This is a genomic window from Stenotrophomonas sp. YJH_SMC_37 (assembly GCF_059370035.1).
Genome location: NZ_JCAFTG010000001.1, coordinates 223,626 through 234,999, shown reverse-complemented (window position 1 = coordinate 234,999; position 11,374 = coordinate 223,626). Strand labels below are relative to the sequence as shown.

Here is an 11,374-nt window from a genome sequence, read left to right as displayed (position 1 = left end):
GAAAGTATTGCACTTCACGGCGGGCATACGTAATATACGCGGCCTGCACCGACGCAATCGCGAACGTTCAGAAGCAAAAACGGGCGGTTAGCTCAGCGGTAGAGCACTACCTTGACATGGTAGGGGTCACAGGTTCGAACCCTGTACCGCCCACCACGAAGTCCTCGGAAGAGGGCTGTCGTGAAATGCAAAGCCCGGCCTTGGCGCCGGGTTTTTACGTAGCAAGGCCAGCTTTCGGGCGGCAAGAACAAGATGGGCGGTTAGCTCAGCGGTAGAGCACTACCTTGACATGGTAGGGGTCACAGGTTCGAACCCTGTACCGCCCACCACCTGGCTCCCGGCACTGCCGGTGCAACGGTGGATCAGAATGAAAGCCGGCCCCGGGCCGGCTTTTTTCGTTTGCGCCAGTGGGCTGCAGCCAGCGGTCAGCGTTGGGCCACCCATTCGTCGATGCTGATCATGCGCTGCAGCCGCCAATGCCCGTCCACGCGTTCCCAGACCTGCGCAACGCGTGCCGAGCCGGTGCGCTGCTGCGGGGTGTCCGCCCGCAGGGGCTGGTTGCCCACGCGCAGCACGCGATCCTGGCGCAGCCGGTAAAGCTGAAGGGTGGCCGGGTCTGCTTTCTCATCCGGCATTGGAGATGCTCCTGCCTGCCCAGCCTCGGCCTGCAGGATCTGGCTGCGCAGGGAAGCATCCCCGGCGTCGGTATCGCGGCCGAACAGGCCAGCGCACAACAGCAGCAGGGCAAGCATCGGCATGGCACGGTGCTCCGGAGAAGGGAGTCCAGCGTGGCACTGCCCCCTGCGGTGTGAAACCGGTATGCGACGAAAGCCGGTAAAGCGCGCGCCAAGGCGTCCGGGGAAGGATGAATCCGGGGCCGGAAGTGCCGGGCCGCCCCAAGAGACGGCCCGGCGCGATGCCCAATGCGGGTGGGCGCCGATCAACACCGCTGCGCTGGGTCAGCGCTGGCGACCCGCAGCTTGGCTTCGATTACAGCGGATCACAGCACAGCACCTGGCCAGGCTTGCCGGAGTTGCCGAACGGGCAGCTCGGATGCGGCTCGCAACCGGGCGCATAGCCGGTCTTGGGCGCAACGGCAAAGGCCTGGCTGGTGCCGAAGGCCATGGCCGCGACAACGACGATACCGGCGACAGACGAGAACAGCTTCTTCTTACCGATCATGCGTGGCTCCTTCAGGTGTGGAAATGCACGGTGTAGGCCGTTTGCGGGACGGCCTTGCACAGGTCAGTTCGGCTGGCAGCAGATGCGGGTACCACCGATTGTCCCGTTGCCGCCGAAAACGCAGCCCGGCGTGTAGGTGCAGCCCGGCGCGAAGCCAGCCTTGGTTGGCTTCGCAAAGGCCTGGGACGCGCCGAACGACAGCGCGGCGACAACGACGATACCGGCGACGGACGAAAGGACCTTCTTTCCGATCATGTGTATCTCCTTGGTTGGCGTTGGTGTTGCAGTTGCCGAAGGCACCGGAGTGCCGGTTGTGGCGCGAATCTGGTGGCGAGGACGGGCGCGCGGATCGGGCGCGTGGCGCCTCAGTGCAATGCAAGGCGAGGCGCCAGCGACTTCATGGCGGCCTGCACGACCTGCTCATCGAGCTGGCCGACGTGTTTGTAGGCCACGCTGCCATCTGCAGCCAGCACCACCAGCATCGGTGTGACCGTGGCGCGGTAGCGTCTGGCGGCATCGCCGTCGCTGTCGATGGCAATCGGGAAGCGCAGATCGTGCTTGCCGGCGTAGTCGGCCAGTTCATCGTAGGGAGGAAGCCCCACGCCGACCAGCTCGCTGGTGCCACGTCCGCCAGCAATCTGCTGCAGCTGCGGCATCGAGGCCAGGCAATAGCGGCAGGCGGTGGAAAAGAAGTACAGGATCTGGGCAGTGCTGCGTTCGCCGCCGATCATCACCCGGGTGCGCTGGGTGGTTTTCAATGCCAACGCATCGGCACGCGTGCCCAGCGCCAGGCCATGCGCCTCATGCTGCATGGCCTGCAGCTGGGCGGCCATCTGCTCGTTGATCTGCCGCAACTGGCGGTTCTGCCATCCCAGCGCGATGATCAACGCCGACAGCAGCAGGGCAGCAACAGGAACCAGGGCGCGCTTGAGCATTGATCATCCTTGAACGCAGCGTTGTCCGGAACATACCCGAACTGCGGCGCGAGTTGTTAAGCAGACGTTCCGCGCGTCGCCGTGGCGTGCGCGTCCCTACCACTCTCAGGATCCGTCTCAGATGAGCGAGCATGTTCCGACTCCCCGGACCAATCCATTCGTCGAGCTGCTGTTCGGCGGCAACATGCTGGAAGGCACCTTCAAGGCCGTGGTCTGGGTAGCTCTGCTGGCTGCGGTGCTGGCCTGGGCCACCTTCCGCTGAGCCATCGCGCCCCTGCGCTCAGGCGTTGAAGACCTGCCGCAGGCTGTGCAGCGTAGCCTGGCGGTGCTCCTTTGCGGTCGCTTCGCTCATCTCAAGTTCCTGCAGGCGCAGCCCGACCAGGGTCATCGACAGCGCGTAGGTGCGTGCCGCATCGGCGACGCGCGAAAGCCCGAGTGCGCGGCGGGCCAGCGCATCCACATGCTCCAGATCGGGCATAAGGCCCAGATACGCACGTTCTGCGCTGTCCAGGTCGGGAGCACACAGGATCGCATGGGCTTCGAGGGGGGTGGAGACGCAGGCCATGAGGGGTGTCCTTGTCTGTAACGGGCGCTCGCTCAGAACGAGCGCATCAGGGAAACGAAGGCCGACGTCTGTGTCCCACGCCGCGCCATCGGGCTGTCCTTTACTGCATCGCCGAACCGCTGGTTGGCGGCCAACGGAAAGCTGATGGCAGCGGAGAACAGCAACAGGCGCAGCAGGGTCGGGGGCAGCAACGGCATCGATCAGCCACTTTGCGGAGGATGGCTGTGCATGGTGCGGGCGCAACATTGTCAGAACATTGCGCGTCGGCAATCGGCACGCGAAGGCGCCCAAACCCGGCGCAAGGCACTATGATCGGCAGCGTTTCCGGTAGCCGAACCCCCTGATGCGCATCCTCCTGGTCGAAGACGATCCCGATCTGTCCCGAGCCCTGCAATCGGGCCTGGAGCGGCAGGGCGTGGTCGCCGACGTGGTCGGAAGCCTGGCCGAAGCTACGATCGCGCTGCGCGAACCGGTACACCAGTTGATGTTGCTCGACCGCCAGCTGCCCGATGGCGATGGCGCGGCGTTCGTCGCCACCGCGCGTGCACTGCGGCCTAACCTGGCGGTGATCATGCTGACCGCCAAGGGCACGTTGTCAGACAAGGTCGAGGGCCTGGATGTGGGGGCCGATGACTACCTGGTGAAGCCAGTGGCGATCGAGGAACTGATGGCGCGGATCCGTGCAGTCTCACGGCGGCCCTCGGCGATGGTGACGCCGCGCCTGCACCTGGGGCGGCTGGAATTCGACTTCGAATCGCTGCAGGCGCAGGTGGGAGGCCAGCCGCTGGCACTGCCCCGGCGCCAGGTGCTGGTGCTGCAGGCGCTGGCGATGCGCCAGGGGCGCACGGTCACACGCAGCGCGCTGGAAGCGGCGGTGTACGGGTTTGATGACGAGATCCAGTCCAATGCACTCGACGCGCACATTTCCAAGCTGCGCAAGGCGCTGCAGCAGGCCGGGGCTGGTGTGGAAATCCATGTGATCCGCGGCGTCGGCTATCTGCTGGCGGAGGCGTGAGATGACCCGACCCATCCGCTCCATCACGCTCGGCCTGGCCTGGCGGTTGTTCCTGGCGCAGGCCTTCACTGTGTTGTTCGCGGTGGTCGCGTTGATCCTGACCTGGGGCGACAAGGACACTTGGGGAATGGACATGTTCACGGCCGAGGCGGTAGCCAAAGCCGTGCACAGCGAAGGCGGCCGGCTGGTACTGGACCAGGCGCGCTGGGACAGGCTCAATGCCGGGGCGGGGGGCAACCTCTGGTTCGCGGCGGTTGATGACAGGGGCACGTGGCTGGAGCGCGGCACGATTCCTGCGGTCCACGCCCCGTTGCTGGCACGCTTGCCGACGGTGGGCGCCAGCGAACTGGGTTCACTGGTGCCGCCCTATCTGGACGTTGCGCGGGTGATGATCCGCAACGAGGATGGGCGGCGCATCACGGTGATGGTGGGCGGGGCGCCGAAGGGCGGGCTGCTGGACGGCGCACTGATGGTGCTGCGCCTGATCGGCCTGTGGTTCTTCCTGCCGCTGATCGTGATCACGCTGCTGGTGATGCCGACCGTGATCCACCGTGCGATGCGCGGCGTGCGTCGGTCCGCACAGCAGGCCAAGGAGCTGGATATCGGCCAGCCGGGTGCGCGGCTGGATGCGCAGCTGGTGTCGACCGAGGTCGCGCCGCTGGTGGAAGCTTTCAACGACGCGATCGACAAGGTGCAGCAGGGCTATGCAGCACGTGACAAGTTCCTCGCCGATGCCGCGCACGAGCTGCGGGTGCCGATTGCAGTGGTACAGGCGCGCTTGTCGCAGCTGCCGCAGGGTGAGCTGAAATCGCAGCTGCTGACCGACGTGGCGCGGCTCGGCAACGTCGCCGAGCACCTGCTTGACCTGCAGCGGCTCGATCGCAATGTCGGCGCACTGCAGCGGCTGGATCTGGCGCTGCTGGTGCGTGAAGCGGCCGCCGATCTGGCGCCACTGGTGGTCGGCGCCGGCTATGGCTTCGAGGTGGATGCGCCGGAGTCGCCCGTGTGGATCCATGGCGACAGCCTGGCGCTGGGGCGGGTGATCGCCAACCTGGTGCACAACGCCATCGTCCACGGCGGCGGGCGCGGCACCATCTGCGTGCGCCTGGATGCACGTGGCCTTCTGGAAGTCAGCGATCAGGGCGCCGGTATTCCGGTGAGTGACCGTGAAGCGATCTTCGAGCCGTTCCATCGCCTGCGCGCGGCGGGCAGCGGCAGTGGCCTCGGCCTGCATCTGGTGAAGGAAATCGTGCAGCATCACGGCGGCTCGGTCAGTGTCGGCGAGGCCACCGGCGGTGGTGCCAGCTTCCGGGTCAACTTCCATCGCGGCACCGTCCGGCGCTGACAGCCGCGCGGGGGAAACCCCGATAGGCAGCCTGTAGCGCCTGGCGGCAGGCTGATGGAATGGCTTCCGAACGTTCCGCGCCGGCCCTGTTCGGCCCCGGCTGCGCTGCCGGCCTGGTGCTGGGCGCGCTGGCCTGCGTGCAGATGCCGGCGCTGCTGCCGCTGTGGCTGAGCGCGCCGATGGCGGTTGCCGGCGGCGCGGGCTGGCTGCTGCGCTGGCGCGGCCGCCCCTGGGCTGCAATCGTGCTCGGCCTGGCATGGGCAACATTGCACGGGCATTGGGCGCTGCACGGCCAGCTGCCACCCGGCGCGCCGCCGCAGGATGTGCGGGTGAGCGGACGAGTCGCCGATCTTCCGCAGCGGGGGCCCGGCTACACCCGTTTCGTGTTGCACGTGGATGAGGCCGATGCGCTGCCAGCGCTGCGCGGCAAGCGCCTGCAGGTCACCTGGAACGATCCGTGGCGCGGGTCGTCAGCGCACGAGGCCGAGGGTGGGCGGCATGCGGTTCGTGCGGGATCGCATTGGCAGTTGCCGCTGCGGGTGCGTGCGCCACGTTCGCGGATCAATCCCGGCGGCTTCGATGGCGAACGCCATGCCTTGCTGCGCGACATCTCCGGCAATGGCACGGTACGCGACCCGGGGGCTGCGCGTGAGCGCGCGCCTGCGCAGGGCCTGCCAGCCTGGCGCGAGCGCAGCAGTGACGCCATCGCTACGCAGGTGGCACATCCTGCCGCGCGGTTCGTGCAGGCCTTGGCGCTGGGCGATACCCGCGGGCTGTCCGATGCCGACTGGGAACACCTGCGCGCGCTGGGCTTGACCCATCTGGTCGCCATTTCCGGTTTTCACGTGGGCGTGGTGGCGGGCTTCGGGGTACTGCTGTGCCGCTTGTCGTGGTGGCTGTGCCCGGTGCTGGGACGTTGCTGGCCACGGCCGCAGGCGGCGGCATGGGGTGCAGCGCTGGCCGCAGCCGCCTATGCCGTGGCCGCCGGCGGCGCGCTGCCAACGGTGCGCGCGGCGCTGATGATCGGGCTGGTGGCACTGGCCCGTGCCGGACGTCGCCCGGTGGGTGCGGGGCAGGGGTTGGCCCTGGCCGCGATGGTGATGCTGCTGCCGGCGCCGCTGTCGGTGTTGTCGGCCGGCTTCTGGCTCAGCTTTGGCGGGGTGCTGTGGCTGCTGTGGTGCCTGCCGCGAACCGGGCCGGAGGGCGCCGGTGGGGGCCTGCGTGGCTTCCTGGCCGCCCAGGGCGTGGCCAGCCTCGGCCTGTTGCCGCTGTGCGTGGCCCTGTTTGGCGGCACCGCGCGGTTGGGGCCGCTGGTCAACCTGCCGATCATTCCGTGGTGGACGTTGCTGGTGGTGCCGTTGTCGTTGCTGGGTACGGGGCTGCATGCGCTGCACGAGGGAGCCGGCCGCTGGTCCTGGCGTGCTGCGGCCTGGCTGTTCGAGCTGAGCTGGCAGGCGCTGCAGCCACTGGCGCTGCACCCGCAGGCCATGTGGTGGTTGGCCGAGGCGCCGCGCTGGGCCGTACCGGCGGCATTGGCGGGGGTGTTCTGGTGGCTGCTGCCACGCGGCGCCGGCGGTGGCCTGGCGGGCCTGCTGCTGTGCCTGCCGCTGTTGTGGCCGGCGCGGCATGCACCGGCCGAGGGGGAACTGGAGCTGCTGGTGCACGATGTGGGGCAGGGCACAGCGGTGCTGGTGCGTACAGCGCGGCACGCACTCTGGTACGACGTAGGGCCTCCGACCGGCGGCGAGGGCAACGAGCGCATTCTGGTCCCGGCCCTGCGCGCGCTCGGCCAGGCGCCGCCCCGGCAGGTGATGCTCAGCCATGACCATCTTGATCACACCGGCAGCCTGTCCAGCCTGCGACGGCAGCTGCCCGGACTGCAGCTGCTGGCGCCACCGGGCAGCACCATCGCCGGCGCGACGCCCTGCCAGCAGGGGCTGCGCTGGCAGTGGGACGGGGTAGATTTCCAGGTCCTGCACCCGGCGCCGGGCAGCCGTGAGGCTGAGAACGAAGACAGCTGCGTGCTGCGCATCGCCAGCCACCACGGCGTGGTCCTGCTGCCGGGTGACATCGGCCGACCGGCCGAGCGGACGCTGCTGCAGTCGTCTCCGGCCGCGCTGAAGGCGGATGTGGTGCTGGTGCCGCATCATGGCAGCGGTGGCAGCTCCAGCGCGCCGTGGGTGGCCGCCGTGGCGCCACGGTTGGCGGTGGTTTCGGCCGGCCACCGCAACCGTTTCGGCCATCCACGCCAGGACGTGGTCCAACGCTGGCAGGCGCAGGGGGCGGAAGTGCTGGCCACGGCCGACTCCGGCGCGATCCGCGTATGGCTTGGTGCACAAGGGCTGCAGCTGCGTGAACAGCGTATCCACGCATCCCGGTGGTGGGATGCCGCTGGGCGGGCGCGGTCGGCTGCTATCCTATCGCCGAACGAACAAGCGGCCGTTGGGCCGGAGGGTTGAAACGTGTGGGAACTGGTCAAGGCCGGTGGCTGGCCAATGGTGCCGCTGCTGCTGTTGGGCGTACTGGCTTTGGCGATCATCCTGGAGCGTTTCTGGTCCCTGCGGCGGACTGAAGTGCTGCCGCCCGGGCTTGGCCAGGAAGTGCGCAACTGGGCCGCACGCGGCAAGCTTGACCCGGCGCACCTGCAGACCCTGCGCGCCAACTCGCCGCTGGGCACGCTGCTGGCCGCTGCGCTGGAAGCGCGCAACCGCCCGCGCGACCAGATCCGTGAGCGGATCGAGGACACCGGGCGCCACCTGGTGCACCGCATGGAGCGCTTCCTCAACGCGCTGGGCACCATCGCCTCGGCCGGCCCGCTGCTGGGCCTGCTGGGCACCGTGATCGGCATGATCCAGATGTTCCTGGGCATCCTCGACCATGGCGTGGGCGACGTGAACCAGCTGGCCGGCGGCATCGGCAAGGCGCTGGTGTGCACCGCCACCGGCATGATCGTGGCCATCCCGGCGCTGATGTTCCATCGCTATTTCAAGGGCCGGATCCACGGCTATGTGGTGGAAATGGAACAGGAAGCCAGTGCCCTGCTGGATACGCTCGACGGCCGCCCCGGGGTGATGAACCCGGCCGCGCCGGCGCGGCCAGCCCACGCTGCCACGGCGAAGGCCTGATCGATGCGTATCGGCAATGACCGATCCCAGGATGAGCCGCATATCGATCTGGTGCCGCTGATCGACGTCATCCTGGTGCTGATCATCTTCTTCGTGGTCACCACCACCTTCGATGCGCGCTCGACGCTGCAGGTGCAGCTGCCGACCGCCAGCCAGCAGCCCAGCAACGAGCCGCCGCGCTCGCTCAGCGTGCTGATCAACGCCGAAGGCCGCTATTTCATCAATGACCAGGAAGTGCTGCGCAGCGATGTCGAGTCGGTCAAGCAGACCATCGCATCGGTCGCCGGCAGCGATCGCAGCCAGCCGGTGCTGCTGCGCGCCGACGCACGCACCCCCTACCAGGCCGTGGTGACTGCGCAGGACGCGCTCGGTCAGCTCGGTTTCCGTCGTATCGCCATTGCAACTGCGCCAGAGGTGCGTCCATGAGTTCCCATCACGCGCCGGTGTGGCCGATCTACAAACGTCTGCTGGGCTACACCCGCACCTACTGGGTGTTCATGGTGGGCGCGGTCATCGCCATGGTGGTCGAAGCCCTGGCCGGCTATCACTTCACCAAGCTGATGGAGCCGCTGGTCAACGAGGGGTTTGTCGATCCGCAGCCGCGCGCGGCCGTGGTCCTGCCGCTGACCATCCTCGGCCTGTTCCTGATGCGCAGCGTGGCCACCTGGGTCAGCGACTATACGCTGGCCAAGACCGGCCGCAGCGTGGTCCGCGACCTGCGTGAGCAGGTGCTGCAGAAGTACCTGCACCTGCCGTCGTCGCACTTCGACACCGAAGCAACGCCGGTGATGGTCAGCCGCCTGAACTTCGATACCGAGCAGGTCACCCAGGCCAGCGCCGACGCGCTGAAGACCGTGGTGGCCGATACCCTCACCATCATCGCGATGCTGGCGGTGATGCTGCAGATGAGCGTCAAGGTAACCCTGGCGATGCTGCTGGTGGTGCCGCTGATCGGTGCCATCGTGTCCTACGTGGGCAAGCGCTATCGTCGCATCAGCCGCGGCATCCAGGACGGCATGGGCACGATGGCGCAGACCGCCGAGCAGTCCTTGGCGGCGCAGCAGGAAGTGAAGGTGCACGGCACCCAGCAGCATGAGATCTCGCGCTACTCACGCCTGGCCAACCGCATGCTGGCGCTGAACATGAAGGTCGAGGTGACCCGCGCAGCGGCGTCCAGCGTGGTGCAGTTCCTGGCCGCACTGGCGCTGGCGGTGATCGTCTGGGTGTCGACCCGCGAAGCCCTGGCCGGCCGGCTCAATGCCGGCCAGTTCATGGGCCTGATGACCTCGATGATGGCGATCATTCCTTCGCTGCGGCGCCTGACCAGCGTGCAGACCTCGATTTCGCGCGGCGTGTCCGCCGCCGAGCGCCTGTTCGGCATCCTCGACATGCCGGTGGAGCGCGACGAAGGCCAGCACCGCGTGCAACGCGTGCGTGGCGAACTGGCGTTCGACCACGTCATGCTGCGCTACCGCGAAGACAGTGGCATCGCCCTGGACGACATCAGTTTCGTTGCCAGGCCGGGTACGGTGACGGCCATTGTCGGCCGTTCCGGCAGCGGCAAGACCAGCCTGATCCGGCTGGTGCCACGCTTCTACGAGCCCAGTGGCGGGGTCATCACCCTCGATGGCGTGGCGCTGGATCACTATCCGCTGGCTGACCTGCGCCGGCAGGTGGCGATCGTCGGGCAGAAGGTGATGCTGTTCGATGACACCATCGCCGCCAACATCGCCTATGGCATGGAAGCGACCGACGAGCAGATCCGCGCGGCGGCCGAAGCCGCCAACGCGTGGGAGTTCATCGCACGCATGCCGCAGCAGCTGCAGACGCCGGTAGGCGAGAACGGCGCGCTGCTGTCCGGTGGCCAGCGCCAGCGCCTGGCGATCGCCCGCGCGATCCTGCGCGACGCCCCGATCCTGATCCTCGACGAAGCCACTGCGGCGCTGGACAACGAATCCGAGCGCCTGGTGCAGGACGCGCTGCAGCGCCTGATGCCCGAACGCACCACGCTGGTCATCGCGCACCGGCTGTCGACCATCGAGCATGCCGACCAGGTGCTGGTGATGGACCATGGCCGCATCGTTGAACGCGGCACCCACAAGGAGCTGCTCGAGCTGGGCGGCCTGTACCAGCATCTGCACAGCATGCAGTTCCGCGAAAGGCAGGACTGATGGCCGGCAAGGGTACCCAGACCCCGGCGTACTGGTACGACGGCAGCCCGGTTCCGTGGGCGATGCGCCTGCTGGCACCGCTGTACGCCGGCGTCACCGCGCTGCGCCGGCGCGCCTATCGGCGTGGCTGGCGCAAGCGTTACACGCTGCCGGTGCCGGTCATCGTGGTTGGCAACATCACCGCCGGTGGCACTGGCAAGACGCCGCTGACCATCGCACTGGTGGAGCGCCTGCGTGCCGCCGGCTGGAAGCCGGGCGTGGCCAGCCGCGGTTACGGGCGCGAGGATGCCGACACGCCGCTGTGGGTAAAGGCCGATACGCCGACCGCCAAGGGCGGTGACGAGCCAGTGCTGATCGCCTGGAAGACCGGCGTGCCGGTACGCGTGGACAGTGATCGTGTTGCTGCCGGCAGGGCGCTGATCGAGGCTGGCTGCGATGTGATCGTCTGCGATGACGGCCTGCAGCATTACCGGCTGGCACGCGACATCGAGATCGAGGTGGTCGATGCGCAGCGTCGCTATGGCAATGGCCGGATGATTCCGGCCGGGCCGCTGCGCGAGCCGGTCAGCCGCGCCAGCGAATGCGATTTCCGCGTGGTCAATCTCGGTCAGGCCGATGAGGAGACTGCGGCACAGGCCTGTGGCTTCGGCCAGTGGCCGATGGCCCTGCACATCGACAGTGCGCAGCCGCTGGCCGGTGGCCGCGCACGCCCGCTGGCGTACTTCAAGGGCCAGCGCGTGCATGCGGTGGCCGGCATCGCCCATCCGCAGCGCTTCTTCGACATGCTGCGCGCGCGTGGCATCGGCGTCGTGCCGCATGCGTTCGCCGACCACCAGGCCTATCAGCCGCAGGACCTGTCCTTCGGCAGCCAGCTGCCGGTACTGATGACCGAAAAGGATGCGGTGAAATGCCGGGCGTTCGGCAACGACTGGCACTACGCGGTTCCGCTGCGCGCCGAGTTGCCCGCCGCGTTCTGGGTGGCGCTGACTGACCGCCTGGACAAGCTGCGACCGAACTGAGCGACGCAGCGGCGCTT

At 68.0% G+C, this 11,374-nt stretch carries 13 protein-coding genes, 2 tRNA genes and 1 pseudogene; 10 read left to right on the top strand and 6 right to left on the bottom strand.

All coding sequences use genetic code 11. From position 1 onward, the window contains the following. Nucleotides 1-81 precede the first annotated feature (81 nt). A tRNA-Val gene (locus AC5P8J_RS01225) sits at nt 82-156 on the top strand. 98 nt (nt 157-254) lie between these two features. Next, a tRNA-Val gene (locus AC5P8J_RS01220) sits at nt 255-329 on the top strand. A gap of 96 nt (nt 330-425) precedes the next feature. Here the strand turns inward: AC5P8J_RS01220 and AC5P8J_RS01215 are convergent. From AC5P8J_RS01215 to AC5P8J_RS01200, 4 genes are all read right to left on the bottom strand, one after another. Beyond that, nucleotides 426-758: a hypothetical protein gene (locus tag AC5P8J_RS01215; RefSeq protein ID WP_021203592.1), complete on the bottom strand. Its 333-nt coding sequence runs from the start codon at nt 756-758 to the stop codon at nt 426-428. A gap of 232 nt (nt 759-990) precedes the next feature. Then, a complete protein-coding gene (locus AC5P8J_RS01210) occupies nt 991-1,182 on the bottom strand; it encodes a hypothetical protein (RefSeq protein ID WP_019659008.1) in 192 nt (63 codons plus the stop codon). Nucleotides 1,183-1,245: 63 nt separating this feature from the next. Further along, on the bottom strand, nt 1,246-1,437 hold the full coding sequence (locus tag AC5P8J_RS01205; RefSeq protein WP_019659007.1) for a hypothetical protein: 192 nt from the start codon (nt 1,435-1,437) through the stop codon (nt 1,246-1,248). A 110-nt stretch (nt 1,438-1,547) separates the two neighbouring features. Next, the gene (locus AC5P8J_RS01200) at nt 1,548-2,117 is read right to left on the bottom strand and encodes a peroxiredoxin family protein (protein ID WP_111097907.1); all 570 of its coding nucleotides are present in this window, start codon (nt 2,115-2,117) and stop codon (nt 1,548-1,550) included. A gap of 121 nt (nt 2,118-2,238) precedes the next feature. Here AC5P8J_RS01200 and AC5P8J_RS01195 point away from each other — a divergent pair, with 121 nt between their 5' ends. Continuing rightward, a complete protein-coding gene (locus AC5P8J_RS01195; protein ID WP_167692747.1) occupies nt 2,239-2,379 on the top strand; it encodes a hypothetical protein in 141 nt (46 codons plus the stop codon). Nucleotides 2,380-2,397: 18 nt separating this feature from the next. Here the strand turns inward: AC5P8J_RS01195 and AC5P8J_RS01190 are convergent, their stop codons facing one another. Together AC5P8J_RS01190 and AC5P8J_RS01185 are read right to left on the bottom strand one after the other, a co-directional pair. Further along, nucleotides 2,398-2,682, bottom strand: a complete 285-nt coding sequence (locus tag AC5P8J_RS01190) for a hypothetical protein (protein WP_111097908.1) — start codon at nt 2,680-2,682, stop codon at nt 2,398-2,400. 32 nt (nt 2,683-2,714) lie between these two features. After that, nucleotides 2,715-2,816: pseudogene (locus AC5P8J_RS01185) on the bottom strand (MipA/OmpV family protein); the annotation flags it as partial. Between the two features lie 209 nt (nt 2,817-3,025). Between AC5P8J_RS01185 and AC5P8J_RS01180 the strand changes: the two are divergent. Genes AC5P8J_RS01180 through lpxK form a run of 7 tightly spaced genes read left to right on the top strand, consistent with a single transcriptional unit; the run spans nt 3,026 to nt 11,357 of the window. After that, nucleotides 3,026-3,697 carry a response regulator transcription factor gene (locus tag AC5P8J_RS01180; protein ID WP_019659002.1) on the top strand — a complete coding sequence of 224 codons (672 nt, stop codon included), beginning with the start codon at nt 3,026-3,028 and terminating at the stop codon, nt 3,695-3,697. A gap of 1 nt (nt 3,698) precedes the next feature. Beyond that, the gene (locus tag AC5P8J_RS01175) at nt 3,699-5,042 is read left to right on the top strand and encodes a sensor histidine kinase (RefSeq protein WP_134729519.1); all 1,344 of its coding nucleotides are present in this window, start codon (nt 3,699-3,701) and stop codon (nt 5,040-5,042) included. Nucleotides 5,043-5,101: 59 nt separating this feature from the next. Then, a complete protein-coding gene (locus AC5P8J_RS01170; RefSeq protein WP_134729521.1) occupies nt 5,102-7,501 on the top strand; it encodes a DNA internalization-related competence protein ComEC/Rec2 in 2,400 nt (799 codons plus the stop codon). 3 nt (nt 7,502-7,504) lie between these two features. Continuing rightward, nucleotides 7,505-8,167 carry a MotA/TolQ/ExbB proton channel family protein gene (locus AC5P8J_RS01165; protein WP_021203596.1) on the top strand — a complete coding sequence of 221 codons (663 nt, stop codon included), beginning with the start codon at nt 7,505-7,507 and terminating at the stop codon, nt 8,165-8,167. 3 nt (nt 8,168-8,170) lie between these two features. Further along, entirely contained in the window at nt 8,171-8,593 is a 423-nt protein-coding gene (locus AC5P8J_RS01160; protein WP_019658998.1) for an ExbD/TolR family protein, read from the top strand. Continuing rightward, a complete protein-coding gene (msbA, locus tag AC5P8J_RS01155; RefSeq protein ID WP_019658997.1) occupies nt 8,590-10,338 on the top strand; it encodes a lipid A export permease/ATP-binding protein MsbA in 1,749 nt (582 codons plus the stop codon). Before AC5P8J_RS01160 ends, msbA begins: the two co-directional genes overlap by 4 nt. After that, entirely contained in the window at nt 10,338-11,357 is a 1,020-nt protein-coding gene (gene lpxK, locus AC5P8J_RS01150; protein WP_021203597.1) for a tetraacyldisaccharide 4'-kinase, read from the top strand. Before msbA ends, lpxK begins: the two co-directional genes overlap by 1 nt. The last annotated feature ends 17 nt before the right edge of the window (nt 11,358-11,374 follow it).

Bases quoted from the DNA above. Each gene is read 5' to 3' on its own strand.
- AC5P8J_RS01215 (WP_021203592.1), bottom strand. From the start codon at position 758: ATGCCGATGCTTGCCCTGCTGCTGTTGTGCGCTGGCCTGTTCGGCCGC.
- AC5P8J_RS01210 (WP_019659008.1), bottom strand. From the start codon at position 1,182: ATGATCGGTAAGAAGAAGCTGTTCTCGTCTGTCGCCGGTATCGTCGTT.
- AC5P8J_RS01205 (WP_019659007.1), bottom strand. From the start codon at position 1,437: ATGATCGGAAAGAAGGTCCTTTCGTCCGTCGCCGGTATCGTCGTTGTC.
- AC5P8J_RS01200 (WP_111097907.1), bottom strand. From the start codon at position 2,117: ATGCTCAAGCGCGCCCTGGTTCCTGTTGCTGCCCTGCTGCTGTCGGCG.
- AC5P8J_RS01195 (WP_167692747.1), top strand. From the start codon at position 2,239: ATGAGCGAGCATGTTCCGACTCCCCGGACCAATCCATTCGTCGAGCTG.
- AC5P8J_RS01190 (WP_111097908.1), bottom strand. From the start codon at position 2,682: ATGGCCTGCGTCTCCACCCCCCTCGAAGCCCATGCGATCCTGTGTGCT.
- AC5P8J_RS01180 (WP_019659002.1), top strand. From the start codon at position 3,026: ATGCGCATCCTCCTGGTCGAAGACGATCCCGATCTGTCCCGAGCCCTG.
- AC5P8J_RS01175 (WP_134729519.1), top strand. From the start codon at position 3,699: ATGACCCGACCCATCCGCTCCATCACGCTCGGCCTGGCCTGGCGGTTG.
- AC5P8J_RS01170 (WP_134729521.1), top strand. From the start codon at position 5,102: ATGGCTTCCGAACGTTCCGCGCCGGCCCTGTTCGGCCCCGGCTGCGCT.
- AC5P8J_RS01160 (WP_019658998.1), top strand. From the start codon at position 8,171: ATGCGTATCGGCAATGACCGATCCCAGGATGAGCCGCATATCGATCTG.
- msbA (WP_019658997.1), top strand. From the start codon at position 8,590: ATGAGTTCCCATCACGCGCCGGTGTGGCCGATCTACAAACGTCTGCTG.
- lpxK (WP_021203597.1), top strand. From the start codon at position 10,338: ATGGCCGGCAAGGGTACCCAGACCCCGGCGTACTGGTACGACGGCAGC.